This is a genomic window from Pseudomonas sp. GZJR-8 (assembly GCF_002916705.1).
Taxonomy (GTDB): Bacteria; Pseudomonadota; Gammaproteobacteria; order Pseudomonadales; family Pseudomonadaceae; genus Aquipseudomonas; species Aquipseudomonas synxantha_A.
The window spans coordinates 207,316-228,082 of sequence record NZ_JXSI01000003.1 but is presented as its reverse complement, the minus strand read 5'-3'; the positions used below and the strand labels follow the sequence as shown (position 1 = coordinate 228,082).

Here is a 20,767-nt window from a genome sequence, read left to right as displayed (position 1 = left end):
TGCGGGAGCCGGTGACCACGCTGGGATCCAGGATCAGGGGCGCATTGTCGGCTTGGGCGGTGTTGCACAGGCCCAGCAGTAAGGCAAGGCAGGTTGGAGCAGAAGGAGTCATGAAAAGGCCGAGTGGGTAGCGCACGCAAGTAAGGGGTGTAGGTGCAAATGTGACAAGTTTAACGACTCGTCCTCTGATTTGCCGAACTCCTTACCGCCTGGCGCATTGGGACGCTTCCTACGCTTAGCGTCGACTGCGCAAGCCTGAAGTCTTGGTTTTGTGGTGCTAGGTTTTCGATCTTTATCAAACGAAAAGAAGAATCAACTATGTGGACTCCTATCCTGCGCTTGCTGATGTTGCTGGGAATGTCGTTGATCGTTGCAGGCTGCGGCACGGCGACCACCGTGCTGCGTGGCGATGACGTTACTGTTCGTGACCTCAAGGGCAAGAAAACCTACTGTCAGTCCGTTTCGCGAATCTACAGTGGCGTAGCTTATGACCTCTGCGTCTTGCATGGGCCTCCCAACTCTGCGGGTGGGCTCTCGTTGAACGGGATTCCATGGGTCATTCTGGATGCGCCGGTTTCCGCGGTGCTGGACACGCTCGTCTTGCCGTACACCATCTACCGCCAAAGCGCCGACGGTAGCATCGAGCTGCGCTAACAGCTTCCTACTGCTTTTAAGCTATAATCCCGCCCTTTAGCTGTTTCCCGCCCGGGCGGGAAGCACACTTTTTTCAGGCGCGATGCGCCTGCATGCAGACTAAAAGAGGCTAGACCCCAGTGGCATTGACGATTCTTGGCCTGTCCGGCGCCCTTAGCCATGATCCTTCCGCAGCCCTGTATATCGACGGCAAGCTGATTGCGGCCGCCGAAGAAGAGCGCTTCGTACGCGACAAACATGCAAAGAACCGCATGCCCTACGAGTCGGCGAAGTTCTGCCTGGAACAGGCTGGCATCAAGCCTTCGGACGTTGACGTGGTGGCGATCCCATTCGCCCCGATCAGCCTGTTCGGCGAGGCACGCTGGCACTACGCCAAGCGCTACTGGTACGCCCCGGACCGCGCCCTCGACGCGATCCTGATGGGTAACCGTCGCTACAAGCGCTATCGCAACAAGATTGTCTGGTGCCTGGAACAACTGGGCTTCGATCCGAAGAAAATCAAGATCGAACCGGTTGAACACCACCTGGCCCACGCTTCCAGCGCCTACCACTGCTCGGGTTTCCAGGAAAAAACCGCGATCCTGGGCATCGACGGCAAAGGTGAGTACGCCACCACGTTCTTCGGCTATGGCGAAAACGGCAAGATCCACAAGATCAAGGAATTCTACGACCCGGATTCTCTCGGCGGCCTGTACGGTGCGATCACCGAGTTCCTCGGTTTCGAGATGCTCGACGGTGAGTTCAAGGTCATGGGCATGGCGCCGTACGGTGATGCCAGCAAGTACGACTTCTCGCGTTTGGCGTCCTTTGAAAACGGCGAGCTGGTGATCAACACCGACTACGCCAACGTCATCGGCCTGCGTCGCTACAAAGAGAAGGGCAAGGGTTTCTACTTCTCGCCAAAACTGATCGAGTGGCTGGGCCCCAAGCGCGAAGGCGACATTGCCGACGAGCCGTATATCCACTACGCCGCCAGTATGCAGGCGTTGTTCGAGAAGCTGGCCTTGCAGATGATCGACCATTACCTGGGCGACATCCTCAAGGACACCGGCAAGCTGGCCTTCGCCGGCGGCTGTGCGCTGAACGTCAAGCTGAACCAGAAGATCATTGCCCGCGACGACGTGAAAGAGTTGTTCGTGCAGCCGGCGTCCGGTGATGCCGGCACGGCTGTCGGCGCGGCCGCCTATGTATCCCACGCTCGTGGTGTACCGGTGGAGAAGATGGAGCACGTGTACCTCGGCCCGTCCTATAGCAACGAAGACGTGATCGCCGCTTGCGCCAAGCACGAGAGCAAGCCGAACTGGCGCAAGATCGAAAACATGCCCAAGCGCATCGCCAAGATCATGGTCGACGGTAACCCGGTGGCCTGGTTTCAGGGCCGCATGGAGTTTGGCCCGCGTGCCTTGGGTGGGCGTTCGATTATCGGCTGCCCAAGCGCCACCGGCGTGGCTGACCGCATCAACCACCAGATCAAGTTCCGCGAGCGCTGGAGGCCTTTCTGCCCGTCGATGCTCGACACCGTGGCCCCGCAGATGATCAAGGTCGATCACCCGGCGCCGTTCATGACCTTCACCTTTGAAGTGTCGGAAGAGTGGAAGACCCGCGTGCCTGAAGTGGTGCATGAAGATGGCACGTCCCGCGCCCAGGTGCTCAAGCGCGAATACAACCCGCGCTACTACGACATGATGAAAGAGCTGGAAGTGCTGACCGGTAACGGTGTGTCCCTGAACACCTCGCTCAACCGTCGTGGCGAGGCGATGATCTGCTCGCCGACCGACGCGCTGAACATGTTCTTCGGCTCGGACCTGCAGTACCTGATCATGGAAGACATCCTGGTCGTGAAAGACGGCGTGGACCCTTATGACGCCGTGGTTTAAATGCTGAACCGCTTCCAGGGCTGGCGTGAACGTGGCTGGGCGCCTGTCGAGGCCGAGGTTTACGCCCAGGCCTGGCAGCGTTACGGCGGCAGCGTGGCGACCCACCCGCAGGTTATCGAGCGGTTGGCTGGCCTGGCGCAGATTCCGGTACGCTACCTGGGCTGGGAACAAGGTGGCGAACTCAAGGGGGCGATAGCCACCTGGGGGCGCGATCTGGCTCTCTCCAAGGACGTGCTCAAGCGCACCGGCAAGAAAGGCCTGTTTGACCTGGGCAATGCCGAGGTCATCCTGCCCATTGCCGCCGATGCTCAGTTGCCGCTGCGCCACCGGGCGCGCTACCTGTCGGCCCTTAACGAAGGGCGCGTCAGTACCCTCAAGCCCCAGGCCGAGCAATTGGCCATGGCGCGCACGCCCGAAGAGCTGTCGAAGAAGTTTCGCTACAACCAACGACGTGAATTGCGTTTGCTGGAAGAAGCGGGCGGCGTGGTGCGGGCGGTCAGTGAGTTCTCCAGCGTGGAGCTGGCGGCGATTTATTGCGATCTGTTCCAGCGTCGCTGGGGGTTCCCGGCGGCTGGTGCGGCGCGTTTTGCCGAGGTGCTGGAGCTGCTCAAGGAGTTTGTGTTCGGCTCGGTGCTGTTTCTCAATGACGCCGCGATTGCGGTGCAATTGGTGTATCAGGTGCAGTCCAATGAATGGTTCAGCGCCGAGTACGTCAACGGCGGCGTCGACCCGCAAACCCGCGCGTTCAGCCCTGGCAGCGTGTTGAGTTTCCTCAATACCCAAAGCGCCTGGGAGCAGGCGCGGGCGGCGAACAAGTCGCTGCGCTTTTCCTTCGGTCGTTCCGACCGTGAGTATAAGGAGCGCTGGTGCAACCCGGTGCCGGTGTTCAGCGTATGAGTCGCAAACAGCAACTGCTCAAGCGCCATCGGCGCAACAAGCGCATCGCGCTGTTGATCGGCTTGGCGGTGCTGGTTGCCACCGGTGTAATGGTGGCCTGGTGGTTGCCGCCGATGTTGGCGGTGTTGCTATGGGCGGCCCATGAAGCGTGGTTTGCCGATCACCTGTTCTACTCGCCCAGCGACCACTATGAGTACGCATTCCCAGCCGGCAGCGAGCAGCCCGGTTTGCGCCTGGAGTCGGGGCGGCTGTTGCTGGATGCGCCGCTGGCGAACGATGAAACCCTGATTATTGGCGTTGAGTTGAAAAGTTCGTGGCTGGGGCGCTTCCTAGACCCGGCGGTGGACCTGTTGGGCCTTGACTCAGCGGACCGCCAAACCTTTGAACGTGGCGTCAACGGGCGTCGCTATCTCAACCTGACCGGCGCTGCACAAGCACTGGCGGCGGGCAACATCAGCTTGCGCGGGCGCTTTTGCCGGATCAAGGGGCAGCCGATTCTGTGGCATTTCCACCAACCGGACTATCGCCAGCAACGTGTGATGGTGATCGCTCCTCACGCCGACGATGCCGAGCTGGCCGCGTTCAGCCTTTACAGTCAAGCGGCTGAAAGCTGGATCGTGACCCTGACCGCCGGGGAGATCGAAGCCGAGCACTATCAGCAGATGGGTTTGCCCAAGGCCCAAGCATCACGCCTCAAGGGCCGCTTGCGTGCCTGGGACAGCGTTGCCGTGCCGCGTTGGGCCGGGGTGCCCGAAGCACAATGCGTGCAGTTGGGTTACTTCTGCATGCAATTGCAGGCCATGCAGGCTGCGCCGGACCAGCCTCAGGCGTCGCGCGAAGCGGATTTGGCCGACACGCGGCTATTTCGCCAGTTCAACGGCTTTGCCCTGCCGGGTGATGCAGATGGCGCACCGACCTGGCACAACCTGATCGCCGACCTGCGCGCACTGCTGCTCAAGGCGCGCCCTCAGGTGATCGTGTTGCCCACGCCATTGCTGGACCCCCACGCTGACCACATCTGCGCCCATGCGGCGGTGCTTGAAGCTCTGCAGGGCCTGGAGTGGCAGCCCGACACGTTGCTCGGTTATGCCAACCACCTGCATGATAATGACCGCTGGCCCATGGGTGACTCCGGTGCTGGGATGGCGCTGCCGCCACGTTTCGATTCATCGCCCGAGATGGTGCCGTGCAGCTTTGCACTCACCTTGAGCCAGCAGCAGGACAAGGCCATGGCCCTGGGCATGATGCACGACTTGCAGCCGCGCGCGCCGCTCAAGCGCCGGGTGCGCAAGTGGTTGCAGCAAGTGCTGGCCGGACGTAGTCCATCGCCTTACGGCGAGAACGAATTCTTTCGCAAAGCCGTGCGTCGTCACGAGCTGCTGTGGGTCCTTAAGCAGGACTGAAACCCTCTCGAAGGCAGGCCAGCGTGGGTCTGCCGCCCATTTTACCGGGCCGTGCGCCCGTAGCCAGATCGCTGCATGGAGAGTTATGAAGCCGCGTTTCAAGGTTTTGCAGTTACAGCCGGACTACAACGTCAAGACCCATGACTTCGCCGACCTGGGTGAGCAAATCGTCAAATCCCTGCCGCCTGAACGTTTCGAGGTGACCTCCGGGTTTCTAAGCGGTCGTCCGCTGCCCGGCCAGCCCCTGAGCGTGGCTGAGCACTCCCACTATTTCGAGCTGCCGGAGAAGTCTCTCAAGGGCATTCGTTTTGGCGCCATGTGGCAGATCTACAAGTATTGCCGCGAGCAGAAGTTCGATGTGGTCATCTGTAACCGCTTCAAATCGGTGAACATGATGCTGTCGCTCAATCGCTGGTTGAAAATCCCTCTGTGCATCGGTATCTCCCACGGTTTTGGCGAATATGCCCGTGGTTACCGTCGGCGTCAGACCCAGCGCTGGGTCAGCCCGGCCTGGCGTTTTGTCGGCGTGTCGGAAGCGGTGAAGGACTACCTGGTGGACCTTAACTGTGGGTTCACCCGTGAAAACACCAGCTACGTCACCAACGCCATCGACATTCCCCAGGCAGAAGCCTTGCAACTGTCCCGTGAGGACGCACGCAAGGCCCTGGGCCTGCCAATGGAAGCACGGATGATCGGCGCTCTGGGCCGCCTGGTGCCGATCAAGGGCCATACTCATCTGCTGCAGGCTTTCGCCACGCTCAAGGATAAATACCCTGAGGCGCAGGTGGGCATCATTGGTTCCGGGCGCGCCGAAGCCGATTTGCGTGCCGATATCGAACGCCTGAGCCTGAACGGTCGTGCGCACTTACTGGGCTTTCGCGAAGACGGCATGAAGTACGTGCGCGGCTTCGACATCTGGACCATGCCGTCGCTGTTCGAGGGCCTGGGCCTGGCTCTGCTGGAAGGCATGAGCGGCCATCTGCCGGTGATTGCCTCCAACGGACCGGCAATGCTGCCCCTGGTGCAGGGCGCGGGTGGGCTGTCCCATGACCCGGGCAACGTCGAGCAGCTGGCTGCAGCCCTGGATACTTATCTGGCACTGAGCGATGAACAGCTGCGCGAAAAGGGTGAAGAGGTGTTCCGCTATCTGGAGGCCAACCACACCCTTGACGAGTTCAAGCACAAGTACCTGACCCTGATTGAAACCGGTTTGCGTGAAGTAGGTAGAGCATGAATCAGCAACAGCCCCTGGTCTCGGTGATCATCGCCTCCTATAACCATGGCCAGTACATCGAACAGAGCATCCTCAGCGTGCTGGGGCAGACCTACCCCAATATCGAACTGTTGGTGGTGGATGACGGTTCCAAGGATGACAGCGTCGAACGCATCCAGCGCTTGCAGGCCGAGCACGGCTTTGATTTCCAGGTGCAGCAGAACCAAGGCCTCAGCGCCACCTTGAACGGTGCGATCGCTCGTGCCAAGGGTAGCCTGATCGCGCCGTTCGGTTCGGATGACATCATGTTGCCGGACCGTCTCGCCACTCAGGTTGCGTACATGGAGGGCAAGCCGAAGGTGGGCATGTGCGCCGGCAATATCGAGCTGATCGACGGTGACGGCAACCTGCACCCGGAGAAGAAGCAACGTCGCGACGTGCCGTTTCGCAGCCTCGACTTCGACGATATATTCCTGGACCGCAAGCCCTTTCCGCCGGCGCCGACCATGCTGATTCGTCGCGACGTACTGGAGGAGGTCGGCGGGTTCGACCCGCAGATTCCCCTGGAGGACTTGTTGATCCAGCTGAAGATCACGGCGGCGGGCTATACCATCGACGCTTTGGGTGTGGTGATGGCCAAATATCGCCAGCACGCTACCAACACGTACAAGAACCACCGTTACATGATCCAGAACATTCTCAAGACTTACGCATTGTTCAGCGATCACCCGGCCTATGATCAGGTGCGCTACAACTTCCTGAACTCAATGTTCCTCAAGACCGCCGACCGCGACCGCCCGTTGGCGCGCGAGATTCTCAAGCAGATCCCGTTGAAGTTCTGGGGGCGCAAGACCTTGCGTGGGTTGGTGAGGTTGTATCTGGCGCCGCTCAGGAACTGAAACGGCGCCATCCCTCCTGCTACAGGCCCTGTACCTGCTCGCGGATTTTCGCAGTGGCGGCCGGGCTTGCCACCGAGGCATACCCTTTGACCAGTTGTTCGAAATGCGTTTCGAACAGCCAGTTGCGGTCTTGTGGATAGCGCTGCATGTGACGCAGGTTACGTTGGCGCAGCGCATAACGCAGTGAAGAGGGGTAGATGCGCAGGTCAGCGATGTCGATCAGGCCGAACTCGCCATCGTCCATCAACAACACATTGCCCAGGTGCAACGAGCGAAAGTACACCCCTCGCTCGTGCAACTGCGCCATGAACCGGCCAAAACGCTCCACCAGTGATTCGCGCAGGCTGCTGTCCAGGCTTTGCAACGCTTGGCGCAAAGTCAGGCCGGGCAGGGGGGTGTAGGTGACGGCACTGCTGGCATCGGGCAAACGATACAGCCCGAGGATTTGCGGAGCGGGGATCCCCAGGGTACGCAGTTGCTCGCTGTTGCTGGCAAAGCGCTCGGAATAGGGGTTGAAACTGCCGGAGGTGTACCAGCGGCGGGGGCGGAACACCTTGAGGAAATTACCGTCTTGCAGGCGCAGTACTTTGGGGCCCAGGCCATCGGCTTCAATGACATGGGCGTTGCTGCACAGCTGCTCGAAAGCCGGGACCTTGATGTTCTGTACCGGCATGCGCAGCAGGCTGCGGTGGCGCTGGGCGAGGCTCAGACCTGTGATAATTGCCAACGGAATCCAGAGTACGAACCAATGTTCCTTGGGCCGCGACAGAATGCCGCCGCCTTCGGTCAGGCCAGCGCCGATGCCATAGGCCAGCAGCGACGATGCCAGGATGAACAACGGCTGCGCGCGCTCCTTCAGGCCCTTATACAGGCCCCACCCGAGCATGAAGATCCACGGAATAAAGCCGATGATACCGACGTAGTAGAGCACCCCGAGCGCAAAGCTGTGGGGTTCGCGCAGTTGGTCGCCATCTGCCAGGGTCAGGAACAGTTCGGAGTCGTAACTGTGACCGATCCACGGGTGTTCGGCGATAAGCCGCAACGACATGCTCCACAGTTCAAGGCGGAATGAGCTGCCTCGTTCAGTGATCGATTCGGGGTAGAGCACCAGGAGCGCGACGGCACCCAGGACCATACCGCCGAGAAGCAATGCCGAGCGGCGGTTGCGGCTGACAAAGCTCATCCACAGGATCGCCAGCGTCAACGCCACCAGCGGCGTGCGTGAGCCGGTCGCCAGCACCGCCGCCGTCATGATCGCCAGGGCCGGTACGCTGAACCACAATACCTTCAAGCGCTGGGTGGTCATGCAGGCGTACAGCCAATACACAGTGAAAAAACCAAAAAGGTGCGAACTGAGCAACGGGTTGTCGAGGGCGCCAAGGCCGCCGATCATGCGCATGCCGGGCTGGAATGATTTGACGAACACCACCAGGTTGCACAGGCTTACCACCAGCGCAATGACGGCGGCACCAAAGAAGATCGGCTTGAACAGTTCATTACGGTAATGCAGCAGGAGCCCGCAGCCGCCAAACAGCATGAAGGTATTGAGCGGCCGCTTGAAAAGGTCGGTATCGGAACTGGGCTCAGGGCTCCAGAGCAGGCTGGCCAAGGCCCAGGCGGAAAAGGCTAGAAAGGCGATAGCCAGGGGCTCTCGTAGCAGATCCCTGAGCTCCCGGGGGCGCATGCACAGTAAAAACAAGGTCGGTACGCTGAACAGGATGTAGACGATCCGGTGCAGGACATTACGATTGCCGACGAAGAAAAGTGCACTCAGGAGCAGCAGCAAGCCAACAGGTAAAATCCAAAGGACCAGGAAGTCGAAAACGCGGTTTGAGCCATAGATAAGGCGCTTGGAGTGCATACAGTAGAGCCATTCCACAAATAGAAAGCCAACCATCTTAAGCTAGTGGCTATGTAATGTCGCCGGTCAGATCCAACCGGGCCGCGGGTATACCGGGTGCAAGTACAACAGAGAAGCTGTGCTAAAGTCAGCCTCCTTTTTCAAAACGCCGCGTGATATGACCGACTCCAGTCCGAGCGCAAGCCCTTCGAGCTTGAAAATATACTTCCGCCTGCTCAGTTACGTTAAGCCCTACATGGGCTTGTTCGCGTTGAGTATCCTTGGATTTCTGATTTTCGCGTCGACCCAACCGATGCTGGGTTACATCCTCAAGTACTTTGTAGACGGCCTTTCCAATCCGGAAGCCGTGTTGTTCCCCACCGTACCCTTCCTGCGCGATCTGCAACTGCTGCAGGCGGTGCCGCTGCTGATCATCCTGATCGCGGCCTGGCAGGGCCTGGGTTCGTTCCTGGGCAACTATCTGTTGGCCAAGGTCTCCCTGGGGCTGGTCCATGACCTGCGGGTGCAGTTGTTCAACAACTTGTTGACGCTGCCCAACCGTTACTTCGATAACCACAACTCCGGGCACCTGATTTCCCGCATCACCTTCAACGTGACCATGGTCACGGGTGCGGCAACCGATGCCATCAAGGTGGTAATTCGCGAAGGCATGACGGTGATCTTCCTGTTCGCCTCCCTGCTGTACATGAACTGGCGCCTGACGCTGGTCATGATCGCGATCCTGCCGTTGATTGCGGTAATGGTCAGCACCGCCAGCAAGAAATTCCGCAAGCAGAGCAAGAAGATCCAGGTGGCCATGGGCGACGTGACCCACGTGGCCTCGGAAACCATCCAGGGCTACCGCGTAGTGCGCAGCTTTGGTGGCGAAGTCTACGAAGAGAAGCGCTTTTTCAAGGCCAGCCAGAGCAACACCAACAAGCAACTGCGCATGACTCGCACCGGGGCGATCTACACCCCGGCGCTGCAGTTGGTGATCTACTCCGCCATGGCCGTGCTGATGTTCCTGGTCCTGTATCTGCGTGGCGATGCCTCGGCGGGTGACATGGTGGCCTACATCACCCTGGCTGGCTTGTTGCCCAAGCCGATCCGTCAGCTCTCGGAGGTCAGTTCGACCATCCAGAAAGGTGTTGCGGGCGCCGAGAGCATCTTTGAACAGCTGGACGAAGACGTTGAGGTCGACCACGGCACCATCGAGCGCGACAAGGTCAATGGCCGCCTGGAAGTGCGCAATCTGAACTTCACCTACCCAGGCACCGAACGCCATGTGCTCAAAGACATCAGCTTCACCGCCGAGCCTGGGCAGATGATCGCTCTGGTGGGCCGTTCAGGCAGCGGCAAGTCGACCCTGGCCAGCCTGATCCCGCGTTTCTACCACCATGAAAGCGGTGAGATCCTGCTCGATGGCGTAGAGATCGAAGACTACAAGCTGCTCAACCTGCGCAAGCATATTGCTCAGGTCACCCAGCACGTGACCCTGTTCAGCGACACCGTAACCAACAACATCGCCTACGGCGACCTGGCCGGTGCGCCCCGCGCCGACGTTGAAGCGGCGGCGGCGGATGCCAATGCCAAGGACTTCATCGACCAGTTGCCCAAAGGCTTCGATACCCAGGTCGGTGAGAACGGCGTGCTGTTGTCCGGCGGCCAGCGTCAGCGCCTGGCGATTGCGCGCGCCTTGCTCAAGAACGCGCCGCTGCTGATTCTCGACGAGGCCACTTCGGCCCTTGATACCGAGTCCGAGCGGCATATCCAGGCGGCACTGGACAAAGTCATGCAAGGCCGTACGACCTTGGTGATCGCGCACCGATTGTCGACTATCGAGAAAGCCGACCTGATTCTGGTTATGGATGACGGGCGGATTGTCGAGCGCGGCACCCACGGCGAGTTGCTGGCGCAGAACGGCTATTACGCTCGCCTGCATGCCATGGGGCTGGATGCGCCAGTAGCGGCTGACATCACCTGATCCAGCAGCGACACAGAGCTAATGTAGGGGGCTTGCCTCCGATAGCGGTGGATCAGCCGGCATTTGTGCAAGCTGATACACCGCCATCGGGCGCAAGCCCCCTTCCACATTTGGCCTGCAGTGCGCGCAAGCGACCGCAAACCCTGTGCTAATATCGCGCCCCTGTTCATTTTGTATGTGGGTTGCTCCATGAAGTTGTCCATGCCGCGATTCAATCAAGCCGCTGTCTTGGTGGTCGGCGATGTCATGCTCGACCGTTACTGGCATGGTGGTACCTCACGGATTTCCCCTGAGGCTCCGGTACCGGTCGTCAAGGTCGAGCAAATCGAAGACCGCCCGGGTGGCGCTGCCAACGTCGCTCTCAATATTGCCGCCCTCGGTGCCCCGGCTTCCCTGGTGGGTGTGACCGGCGACGACGAAGCTGCCGAAAGCCTGGCCAACAGCCTGCAGGGGGCCGGCGTGCGTGCACTGTTCCAGCGCATCGCCCATCAGCCGACGATCGTCAAGCTGCGGGTCATGAGCCGTCACCAGCAATTGCTGCGTATCGATTTTGAAGAGCCCTTCGCCACCGACGCCCTGGCCCTCGGCGACCAGGTCGAGGCGCTGCTCGAAGGTATCAAGGTGCTGGTATTGTCCGACTACGGCAAAGGCGCCTTGCAGAATCACCAGGTGCTGATCCAGGCCGCCAAGGCTCGCAACATTCCGGTACTCGCCGATCCCAAGGGCAAGGATTTCTCGGTGTATCGAGGCGCCAGCCTGCTGACGCCTAACCTCAGTGAGTTCGAAACCATCGTCGGCGGTTGTGCCGATGAGCACGAACTGGTGAGCAAGGGCGCGGCGCTGATGGCCGAGCTTGATCTGGGCGCCTTGCTGGTGACCCGTGGCGAGCACGGTATGACCCTGCTGCGACCTGACCATCCGGCCATGCACCTGCCGGCGCGGGCCCGTGAAGTGTTCGACGTTACCGGTGCCGGTGACACCGTGATTTCCACCCTGGCGGCGTCTATCGCGGCCGGTGAGGAACTGCCCCACGCCGTGGCCCTGGCCAACCTGGCGGCGGGCATTGTGGTGGGCAAGCTGGGTACCGCGGCCATCAGCGCACCGGAGTTGCGCCGTGCGATCCAGCGCTCCGAAGGCTCGGAGCGCGGCGTGCTGGGCCTGGAGCAGTTGCTGCTGGCGATTGACGATGCACGTGCCCATAACGAAAGCATTGTGTTCACCAACGGTTGCTTTGACATCCTGCACGCCGGGCATGTGACCTACCTGGAGCAGGCGAGTGCCCAAGGCGATCGCTTGATCGTCGCGGTCAACGATGATGCTTCGGTTAGCCGCCTGAAGGGGCCGGGCCGTCCGATCAACAGTGTTGACCGGCGCATGGCGGTGCTGGCGGGCCTGGGCGCGGTGGACTGGGTGATCAGCTTCTCCGAGGATACTCCGCAAAATCTGCTGGCCCAGGTCAAGCCTGACGTGCTGGTAAAGGGTGGTGACTATACCGTCGACCAGGTCGTGGGGGCGGATATCGTCAGCGCCTACGGCGGTAAGGTCAAAGTGCTGGGCCTAGTTGAAAACAGCTCAACCACCGCTATCGTCGAGAAGATCCGTAATAATGATTGATACTAAAAAGTGGGTTCTGATCACTGGCGGCGCTGGCTTCATCGGCTCACATTTGGTTGATGCGCTGCTTGCTGGAGGCTATTGGGTCCGCGTGCTGGATAACCTGTCCACTGGCAAGCGAAGCAATTTGCCGCTCGATAACGAGCGAGTCGAACTGCTTGAAGGTGACGTCGCCAATGCCGAAGAGGTGGCGCGGGCCCTTGTTGGTGTGACGGCGGTGGTGCACTTGGCGGCTGTAGCTTCGGTACAAGCATCGGTGGATGATCCCGTCAGCACCCATCAGAGCAATTTCGTCGGCACCTTGAATGTCTGCGAAGGTATGCGCAAGGCCGGTGTGAAGCGTGTGGTATTTGCCTCCAGCGCAGCTGTGTATGGCAACAATGGTGAAGGTGCTTCGATTGACGAGCAGACAGCTAAAGCCCCATTGACGCCCTATGCTTCGGACAAGTTGGCTGGCGAGTACTATTTTGATTTTTACCGCCGCCAGCATGGGCTGGAGCCGGTGATTTTTCGTTTCTTCAATATTTTCGGACCCCGCCAGGATCCGTCATCGCCGTACTCCGGCGTGATCAGCATCTTTAGCGAGCGTGCCCAGCGTGGCTTGCCTATCACCGTGTACGGCGATGGTGAGCAGACCCGCGATTTCATGTATGTGGAAGATCTAGTCAATGTGCTGGTGCAGGCCGTTGAAGTGCCAGACGCTCCCTTGGGGGCCATTAACGTCGGCTGGAGCCGCACCACCACCCTCAGGCAGGTTCTGCAGGCGCTGGAAGAGGCCTTGGGCTCGTTGCCTGCTGTGACATATGAAGCGGCGCGCTCGGGCGATATTCGGCATTCAAGGGCGAATAACCAACGGTTGTTGGCCAGTTTCACGCCGCCCGAGCCTACCCCGTTGAAAGTGGGGCTGGAGCGCCTGTTGAACAGCTGACGGTTTTACCTGCATGAGCCGAGGTGGAGAGAACCGTCCTCCTCGCGCCTCAATGAAAGGTTAGCGCATCAGCTCCTGATGTTTTTCTTCGGCACGATCTTGCGCAGCATCTGCCGCGCCTTGCCGGTCAGGCGCTTGAGTTTCGAGTCCTTTTCCGGCTCTGCCAGGCCTTGCTGGCGCAGCCAATCCTTCCAGCGAATCCGCTCATCGCGCACCAGCCAGCCCTCTTGCTGGGCAAAGCTTTCCGCCAGGTACAAACCGCGTGTGCTGGCCGGGTACAGCTGATCTTTCTTGACGGTATACAGTTCGGCCAACGGCTCGCCGTCTTTCAATGGCATCAGGTACAGATCCGGACGCTGACGATCCAGGCGCGCCACCAGTTGGTCACCTTCCAGGCGTTCATCCACATGGAACAAACTGAGGGACTTGGCTTCCTTTGGCACTTCCAGGCGCAGGTCATAAATCAATTGCAGCGATGCCGTCGGCAGGTGCACATAGGCCCGTGGGCGCTCGATCAGTTGCGTGGTGGCGCAGCGTACCGGGCGTGCGGCGCCGGACAGGGGGCTCAGGCGAAACGGTAGGGCTTCGCGGTAATGCAGGGCGGCGGAGTAGGGCGCCGGTAGCCAGGTGTCATTGAAGCGCCCGCCGAGCCAGCCTTCAGGCGTCTCCAGCAGGCACTCTTCGGCAATTTCCTGGATCGCGGTGTGCAGCGGCAGGTTCAGTTCATGGGCCGGTACGTAGCCGGAGATCAGCTTGAGCACCACATCGCCGCGGTCCTGACGACGCTGGCGCACCAGCACCCAGTAATCCTTGTTTTGCCAGTGCAGTGTCAGGCGCACCGAGACGCCGAGGTTCGCCAGTTCCAGGGCGAAGCGTTCGGCATCCGGCACCTCCACCGGCTTGCGCCGTTGCAGGGTCTGGGCAAAGTTGAGCGGCATGCCGACGCTCTGGTAGCTCAGGCCTTCGGGGGTGGCCTCTACGTGCAGCGGCAGTGTCTTGAAGTTACTGGGGTTCTTTCTTATGAGCGTACGCGGCATGTCGGCTCCTTTGTGCGACGGGGTCGGCCGCGTGGGCGGCATCAGAGTTGACGGATGACTCGGGCAGCGGTTGCCACGTTATGGGCCAGGTGCAGCGGATTAATGGTCCCGACAATAGCACTGGCGACGCCCGTTTGCGCAAACAACAGCTGGAAACTGGCATGAATTGGATCCATTCCTGGCTCCAGGCACACGTGACCGCTGGCCAGGGCTTTTTTTACCAGGATGCCCTTGCCATGGGTGGTCGCGTAATCGATCACGGCTTTCTCGGCCTGTTCATTGAGGTTGTAGGTGACCATCGCGCAATCGCCCTGTTCCAGGGCCTTTATGCCGCCTTCGACGGTTTTGCCGGAGAAGCCGAAACCGCCGATCTTGCCGTCCTTCTTCAGTTGGGCCAGGGTCTGGTAAACCTCGCAGTCGTTGAGGATGTGCAAGTCGTTACCGTCGGAGTGCACCAGCACCAAATCGATAAAATCCGTTTCAAGGCGTTTCAGGCTGCGTTCGATCGACATTCGCGTATGGGCCGCGCTGAAGTCGTGACGGGACACGCCATCGGCAAACTCTTCGCCGACCTTGCTGACAATCACCCACTCGTTGCGCTGGCCACGCAGCAACGGGCCCAGGCGTTCCTCACTCATGCCGTAGGCGGGGGCGGTGTCGATCAGGTTGATGCCCAGCTCGCGAGCCTGGCGCAGCAGCATTCGCGCCTCGTCGTCGCCGGGAATCTGAAAGCCGCTGGGGTATTTGACCCCCTGGTCGCGGCCCAGCTTGACGGTGCCCAGTCCCAATGGCGACACCAGCAGGCCGGTGCTGCCCAACGGGCGATGCAGGTCGTGCAGGGTTGGCAGGCTCATGGCAACAGTTGCTCCCAGGCGGGTTGGCCGATAGCCGGTTTTGGCAGTTCGGGCAGTGGGGTGCTGGCGCCGGGGCGAATGCCGTCTCGCTCCAGAGCGTGGAGGACGCGGTCGGCGAAGTCCGGTGCCAGGGCCAGTTTGGTCGGCCAACCGACCAGCAGGCGGCCGTCTTCGGCCAGAAAGGCGTTGTCGGGCCGGCTCAGCCCCGATTGCAGCGGCTCGGCGCGCTCCACCCGCAGGGTCGCCCACCGGGTCTGGCTCATGTCGATCCAGGGCAGCAGGTGCGCCAGCTCTTTCTGGGCGGTGGCAATTTGTTCGTCAGGCGTACGCGCCACGCCATCGGCCTCGGCGATATCCCCGCCCAGGTACCACACCCAGTTGCCATCGGCGGCCGGGTGGGTGGTTACGGTGATGCGTGGCTTGGTACCGCCGCCCAGGCAATGGGCATACAGCGGCTTCAGGCCCGGGCCTTTGGCGATGATCATATGCAACGGGCGCTTTTGCATGGCCGGCTGGCTCAGGCCCAGGGCCGCGAGCAGGTCAGCGGTGCCGGCGCCGGCGCTCAGCACGATGCGCTGGGCACGGATCTCGCGGCCATCGACCTTCAAGCCCACCAGCGTATTACCGTCCAGCAACGGCTCGATGTGCTGGCCTGCGAGCAAGCCGTCACCCGCCAGTTGCGCCAGGCGTTCGATCAGGCTCGGTACGTCCACTACCAACTCCGCCAGACGATAGACCTTGCCCTTGAAGCGGCGGTCTTGCAGGGCAGCAGGCAGCTCTTCGCCCTTGACCTGATCAACGCGGCCGCGCACGGCCTTGCTGGCAAAAAAGCTGGTGAGGTTGCCGGCGAGGGTGCCCGGGGACCACAAATAATGCGCTTGGGACAACACGCGCACGCCGGACAGATCCAGCTCACCGTCACCCGCGAGGGCTTCACGCCAGCGCCGCGGCATGTCGGCAATGGCTTCGGAGGCGCCGGTGAGGGCGCCATGCAGGGCGTATTTCGCACCGCCGTGAATGATCCCCTGAGACTTCACGCTTTGCCCGCCGCCCAGGCTGGCGCTTTCTACCAGTACCGTGGAAAACCCCTGGCGGCGCAGGCGCGCATTGAGCCAGAGCCCGGCAACCCCGGCGCCGACAATCAGAACGTCGGTGGAAATAACGGATGGCATCGGCGACCTCAGTGTTCAAGACAAGAGGCGCAGTATACAGGCTGTTGAGTGACGGTCAGTGCCCGGCGGTTTTCGAGAACAGCTGAATCACCACCACGCCCAGCACGATCAGGCCCATGCCCAGCATCGCCGGCACATCCAGCTTCTGCCCGTAGATGAACAGCGCCGCGACACTGACCATCACAATCCCCAGCCCTGCCCAGACCGCGTAAGCCACGCCCACGGGCACGGTGCGCACCACCAGGGTGAGCATCCAGAACGCTACGCCATAACCCGCGATCATCAGCAGCAGCGGGATCGGTGTGCTCAAGCCTTTGACCGCTTTCATGGAGACGGTGGCGATCACTTCCGAGCAAATGGCAATGGCCAGGTAGCAGTAGGCGGCGTTCATGGGGCAATCCTCAAGGTGAAGCTGGTTTGATAAGGTCGGCATTCTAGAGGTTCAACAGATGCGGTAAAGTCATTACCTATCCGAATTCAAGATAGGTTCAACCATGAGCGTGCAGTGGGATCTGGAACAGATGCGCCTGTTTGTCAGCGTTGCCGAGCAGCGTTCGTTCTCTGCCGTAGCGCGCGGGCAACGCAAGGCGCAATCGGCGGTCAGCAATGGCATCGCCCTGCTGGAGGCGGACCTGGGCGTCAGCCTGTTTGAACGTAGTAGCGGCCGCCAGCCACGCCTGACCGAAGCCGGCAGCGTGTTGCTGGAAGAAGCACGTGAAGTGCTGCGCCAATGCGAGCGGCTTAACGGCCGGGCGCTGTCCCTCACCCGCGGCGAGGAAGCCTGCCTGCGGCTGGCCCAGGATGAGGCGATGTTGTTTCAGCCAGTGCTCGACAGCCTGGAGGCGCTGGCGGTGCAGTACCCGCTCCTGGAAGTGCAGCTGTCCAGCGCCGCCCAGGGCGATGTGGCGCGCAAGCTGGTGGAGCGCCAGGCGGACCTTGGGTTGTTGTTCTATCACGACCAAATCCCGGAGGCCCTTGAGCGGCGGGTAGTGGGCAGTGTGGAAATGGTCACGGTATGCGGGGTGAATCATGCGCTGGCCAAGGAAACTTACGTGACTTGCCAGCATTTGGCCCAGCATCGGCAGTTGCTGATGTCGACCCAGACCAGCGTCTATCCCGGCAGCGAAGCGGCCAGCCCTCTGGTGTGGCGCGCCGACAGCTTCTACGTATTGGCCGAATGGCTGATGAGCGGCCTGGGCTGGGCCTGGCTGCCTCGGCACATCGTGCAATACCCGACCTACCAACAACAGATGGTCGAGTTAGCCAGCGAATGGACACCGCCGGCGCTGGTCGTGGAACTGGTATGGAGGCGCGATGAGCATCTGGGGCCCGCCGCTCGCTTCCTGGCCAAACGATTTGCCGAGTGCTTGCAGGCGATCGACTGAAAAAGCCGATAAACTCCGCCGCCATGAATAGAACTCTCTACAGCTGTCTGTTTTACCTGGCGCTGCCGTTGGTGGCCTTACGTTTATGGCTGCGCGCGCGCAAGGCACCGGCCTATGCCAAGCGTGTGGGCGAACGGTTTTCCTATGGCTTGCCGGTGATGCGCCCCGGCGGCATCTGGGTGCACGCCGTTTCGGTGGGCGAAAGCATTGCCGCCGCGCCGATGATTCGCGCTTTGCTGGCGCGGTATCCGCAACTGCCGATCACTGTCACCTGCATGACGCCTACCGGTTCCGAGCGTATCCAGGCGTTGTTCGCCAATGAGCCGCGCATCCAGCATTGCTACTTGCCCTACGACTTGCCTTGCGCCGCCAAGCGTTTTCTCGACCGTGTGCAGCCCAAGCTGGCGGTGATCATGGAAACCGAGCTATGGCCCAACCATATCCATGCCTGCGCTCAACGCGGTATCCCGGTCGCGCTGGCCAATGCACGGTTGTCGGCGCGTTCGGCAAAGGGCTACGCCCGGTTTGCCAAGCTGACGGCGCCGATGCTGGCGCAAATGAGCCTGTTCGCCGTGCAGACGCAAACCGAGGCGGAGCGCTTTCGCAGTCTGGGCGCACGGCCTGAAACGGTGGAGGTGACTGGCTCGATCAAATTCGACCTGACCATCGACCCCCAATTGACGGCCCGCGCCGCTGAGCTGCGTGAACAGTGGGGCGCCAGCGACCGGCCAGTGTGGATCGCCGCCAGTACCCATGAGGGTGAAGACGAAGTGGTGTTGGCTGCCCATCGCCAATTGCTGGCGAGCTATCCCAACGCGTTGCTGATTCTGGTGCCGCGTCACCAGGAGCGCTTCGGCCCGATGTTCGAGCTGAGTGTGCAACAAGGGTTTGCCACGGTGCGTCGCTCCAGCGGTGAGCCGGTCACCGAGCAAACCTCGGTGCTGCTCGGCGATACCATGGGTGAGCTGCTGTTTCTCTACGCCCTGGCCGACAGTGCCTTTGTGGGCGGCAGCCTGGTGCCGACCGGCGGGCACAACCCGCTGGAGCCGGCGGCTTTGGGTAAGCCTGTGATCATGGGGCCGCACCTGTTCAACTTCCTCGAAATCAGCACGATGATGCGCGACGCCGGGGCGTTGCGAGAGGTGGATGATGCAGACGGTTTGGCCGAAGCGGTGCGCCAATTGTTCGAACTGCCGCAGGATGCGCGCAGGATGGCGCAGGCGGGGTTGAAAGTGATGCAGGCCAACCAGGGTGCGTTAAAACGCCTTTTGGACGGTTTGGAAAGATTGATCGCTCACTGACCCAGCGCCCATCAAATGTGGGAGGGGGCTTGCTCCCGATGGCAGTGGGTCAGCCAACCTATTGGGCGACTGACACAGCGCTATCGGGAGCAAGCCCCCTCCCACATTGGTTATGCGGTGAGCTTAATAGCCCGGGCGGGCCTTGAGCTGTTCGGCAGCGGCCTTGGCCAGGTCCGGCGGCAGGAAGTCCTTGTCCGGGTTGTAGTCGGCCTTGAGATAGCGCGCCAGGTCTTGCAGGTCCCCTGGGTTCAGAGTGCCCGCCGCCTGTTTCAAGCGCAGGTTGTCGAGGATGTAGTCGTAGCGGCTGTTGTTGTAGTTACGCACCGACGCATACAGCTGGCGCTGTGAGTCCAGCACATCGACGATGTTGCGCGTGCCCACCTGATAACCGATTTCCGTGGCTTCTACCGCGCTCTGGTTGGAAATGATCGACTGACGGCGTGCCTGCACCTGCTCCACGTCGGTGTTCACTGCACGGTGCAGGTTGCGGGTGTTTTCCACCACCTGGCGGCGCAGGCCCTCGCGTTGTTGCTCGGACTGGTCGAGGCGTGAATAGGATTCGCGCACTTGCGAACTGGTGAGGCCGCCGCTGTAGATCGGGATGTTCAAACGCAGGCCGATGGTGCGTTGCGACACATCGCCACCGTACGGGATAGGCAACTGATTCGGGTTGCTGAACCCCAGGGCGTCGTTGTCGCCTTTTTCGTATTGCGCGACCGCATCGAGTGTCGGCAGGTGGCCGGCCTTGCGCTGCCTGAGGGTTTCTTCGGCGGCGGTCACGGCGTAATTGCTGGCCAGCAGGTTGAGGTTCTGACGCCCGGCGGTTTCGACCCAGGCCTTGGCGTCGTTCGGCGCCGGCGGCAGCACCGGCAGCGTATGGACGATGCCCTGGATCGAGTTGTATTGGCGGTTGGTCAGGGTAATCAGCGCTTCGAAAGCGTCGTCTACCTGGCGCTGGGCCACGATGCGGTTGGCCCGGGCGGTGTCGTAGCTGGCCTGGGATTGCAGCACGTCGGTCTTGTCCGACAGGCCCACATCGAAGCGCTCATTGGACTGGTCGAGCTGACGCTTGAAGGCATTTTCTTCGGCCTTGGTCGACGCCAGGTTGTCCTGGGCGCGCAGCACGGCGAAGTAGCTCTCGGCACTTTGCAAAATCAGGTTCTGCTCACTGGCCGACAGTTGCAGCGAGGCTTGCTCGTTGACGGCTTCGGCAGCTTGCAACTGGAACCAGCGATCGGCGCGGAACAGCGGCTGGCTCAGGGTAGCGCGCCAGGAGTGGGCGTCACGGTTGGCCGTGGCGGCGGGCTGGTCGATCTGGGTGCGCACATTGTTACTGTCGGCGCCGGCCGACAGGTTCGGCAGCAAGCCTGCGCGCGCCTGGGGCACCACCTCTTTTTGCGCGCCATATTGAGCGCGGGCAGCGGCCAGGTCGGCGTTGTTGCTCGCCGCTTCCTGATAGACGCTGACCAGATCGGTGTTGGTGGACAAGGGCGCTTCAGCTGCCCAGACCAGTCCGTTGGTCGCACAAGACACGGCAAGAGCCAGTGAAAGTTTGCGCAGCATGAGGCGATCCCTAATTTAAATATTACGGCAATAATTTAGCGCTCAAGGCTAAGGCTGGCCATTCCTGGCGTCAAGCCTTGAAGCAGTGCCCGAGTGTAGTTGCCGGACCTGCGCACAACAATCCCACGATCACGCCATTCATCACG

General features: G+C 61.0%; 17 protein-coding genes. 11 read left to right on the top strand and 6 right to left on the bottom strand.

Going from position 1 to position 20,767, the window contains the following annotated elements:
• The first annotated feature begins 318 nt into the window (after window positions 1–318).
• The 6 genes from TK42_RS07335 to TK42_RS07310 all read left to right on the top strand — a co-directional run bounded on the left by TK42_RS07335 (window position 319) and on the right by TK42_RS07310 (window position 6,943).
• On the top strand, window positions 319–654 hold the full coding sequence (locus tag TK42_RS07335; RefSeq protein ID WP_032878260.1) for a YceK/YidQ family lipoprotein: 336 nt from the start codon (window positions 319–321) through the stop codon (window positions 652–654).
• 119 nt (window positions 655–773) lie between these two features.
• Window positions 774–2,531 carry a carbamoyltransferase gene (locus TK42_RS07330; protein ID WP_003187998.1) on the top strand — a complete coding sequence of 586 codons (1,758 nt, stop codon included), beginning with the start codon at window positions 774–776 and terminating at the stop codon, window positions 2,529–2,531.
• Window positions 2,532–3,428, top strand: coding sequence for a GNAT family N-acetyltransferase (locus TK42_RS07325; protein WP_103733916.1), 897 nt, complete (start codon window positions 2,532–2,534; stop codon window positions 3,426–3,428). It abuts the gene before it with no gap.
• Entirely contained in the window at window positions 3,425–4,831 is a 1,407-nt protein-coding gene (locus tag TK42_RS07320) for a PIG-L deacetylase family protein (protein ID WP_032878258.1), read from the top strand. The genes TK42_RS07325 and TK42_RS07320 overlap by 4 nt, the downstream gene beginning before the upstream one ends.
• Window positions 4,832–4,916: 85 nt before the next feature.
• Window positions 4,917–6,065, top strand: a complete 1,149-nt coding sequence (locus TK42_RS07315) for a glycosyltransferase family 4 protein (RefSeq protein WP_103733915.1) — start codon at window positions 4,917–4,919, stop codon at window positions 6,063–6,065.
• Complete coding sequence (locus tag TK42_RS07310; RefSeq protein ID WP_032878256.1) at window positions 6,062–6,943, top strand: glycosyltransferase; 882 nt, start codon at window positions 6,062–6,064, stop codon at window positions 6,941–6,943. Before TK42_RS07315 ends, TK42_RS07310 begins: the two co-directional genes overlap by 4 nt.
• 19 nt (window positions 6,944–6,962) lie before the next feature.
• On the opposite strand, the gene TK42_RS07305 is transcribed toward TK42_RS07310, so the two are convergent.
• The gene (locus TK42_RS07305) at window positions 6,963–8,804 is read right to left on the bottom strand and encodes a bifunctional O-antigen ligase/aminoglycoside phosphotransferase family protein (RefSeq protein ID WP_103733914.1); all 1,842 of its coding nucleotides are present in this window, start codon (window positions 8,802–8,804) and stop codon (window positions 6,963–6,965) included.
• 157 nt (window positions 8,805–8,961) lie between these two features.
• Here TK42_RS07305 and msbA point away from each other — a divergent pair, with 157 nt between their 5' ends.
• The 3 genes from msbA to TK42_RS07285 all read left to right on the top strand — a co-directional run bounded on the left by msbA (window position 8,962) and on the right by TK42_RS07285 (window position 13,309).
• A complete protein-coding gene (gene msbA, locus TK42_RS07300; RefSeq protein WP_032878254.1) occupies window positions 8,962–10,767 on the top strand; it encodes a lipid A export permease/ATP-binding protein MsbA in 1,806 nt (601 codons plus the stop codon).
• Between the two features lie 189 nt (window positions 10,768–10,956).
• Window positions 10,957–12,381, top strand: coding sequence for a bifunctional D-glycero-beta-D-manno-heptose-7-phosphate kinase/D-glycero-beta-D-manno-heptose 1-phosphate adenylyltransferase HldE (gene hldE / locus TK42_RS07290; protein WP_005784159.1), 1,425 nt, complete (start codon window positions 10,957–10,959; stop codon window positions 12,379–12,381).
• Window positions 12,374–13,309 carry an NAD-dependent epimerase/dehydratase family protein gene (locus TK42_RS07285; protein ID WP_005784161.1) on the top strand — a complete coding sequence of 312 codons (936 nt, stop codon included), beginning with the start codon at window positions 12,374–12,376 and terminating at the stop codon, window positions 13,307–13,309. Before hldE ends, TK42_RS07285 begins: the two co-directional genes overlap by 8 nt.
• 68 nt (window positions 13,310–13,377) lie before the next feature.
• On the opposite strand, the gene TK42_RS07280 is transcribed toward TK42_RS07285, so the two are convergent.
• Genes TK42_RS07280 through TK42_RS07265 form a run of 4 tightly spaced genes read right to left on the bottom strand, consistent with a single transcriptional unit; the run spans window position 13,378 to window position 16,763 of the window.
• Complete coding sequence (locus TK42_RS07280; RefSeq protein ID WP_005784162.1) at window positions 13,378–14,346, bottom strand: hypothetical protein; 969 nt, start codon at window positions 14,344–14,346, stop codon at window positions 13,378–13,380.
• Window positions 14,347–14,387: 41 nt separating this feature from the next.
• Window positions 14,388–15,200 carry an aldo/keto reductase gene (locus TK42_RS07275; RefSeq protein ID WP_032878250.1) on the bottom strand — a complete coding sequence of 271 codons (813 nt, stop codon included), beginning with the start codon at window positions 15,198–15,200 and terminating at the stop codon, window positions 14,388–14,390.
• Window positions 15,197–16,372 carry an FAD-binding oxidoreductase gene (locus TK42_RS07270; protein ID WP_032878248.1) on the bottom strand — a complete coding sequence of 392 codons (1,176 nt, stop codon included), beginning with the start codon at window positions 16,370–16,372 and terminating at the stop codon, window positions 15,197–15,199. Before TK42_RS07270 ends, TK42_RS07275 begins: the two co-directional genes overlap by 4 nt.
• Before the next feature lie 55 nt (window positions 16,373–16,427).
• Window positions 16,428–16,763, bottom strand: a complete 336-nt coding sequence (locus TK42_RS07265) for a multidrug efflux SMR transporter (protein WP_005784167.1) — start codon at window positions 16,761–16,763, stop codon at window positions 16,428–16,430.
• 103 nt (window positions 16,764–16,866) lie between these two features.
• Between TK42_RS07265 and TK42_RS07260 the strand changes: the two genes are divergently transcribed.
• Window positions 16,867–17,757, top strand: a complete 891-nt coding sequence (locus TK42_RS07260; protein WP_032878246.1) for a LysR family transcriptional regulator — start codon at window positions 16,867–16,869, stop codon at window positions 17,755–17,757.
• Window positions 17,758–17,780: 23 nt separating this feature from the next.
• Window positions 17,781–19,058, top strand: coding sequence for a lipid IV(A) 3-deoxy-D-manno-octulosonic acid transferase (gene waaA, locus TK42_RS07255; protein WP_078820135.1), 1,278 nt, complete (start codon window positions 17,781–17,783; stop codon window positions 19,056–19,058).
• Window positions 19,059–19,181: 123 nt separating this feature from the next.
• Here the strand turns inward: waaA and TK42_RS07250 are convergent, their stop codons facing one another.
• A complete protein-coding gene (locus TK42_RS07250; protein ID WP_005784173.1) occupies window positions 19,182–20,621 on the bottom strand; it encodes a TolC family outer membrane protein in 1,440 nt (479 codons plus the stop codon).
• Window positions 20,622–20,767: the final 146 nt, after the last annotated feature.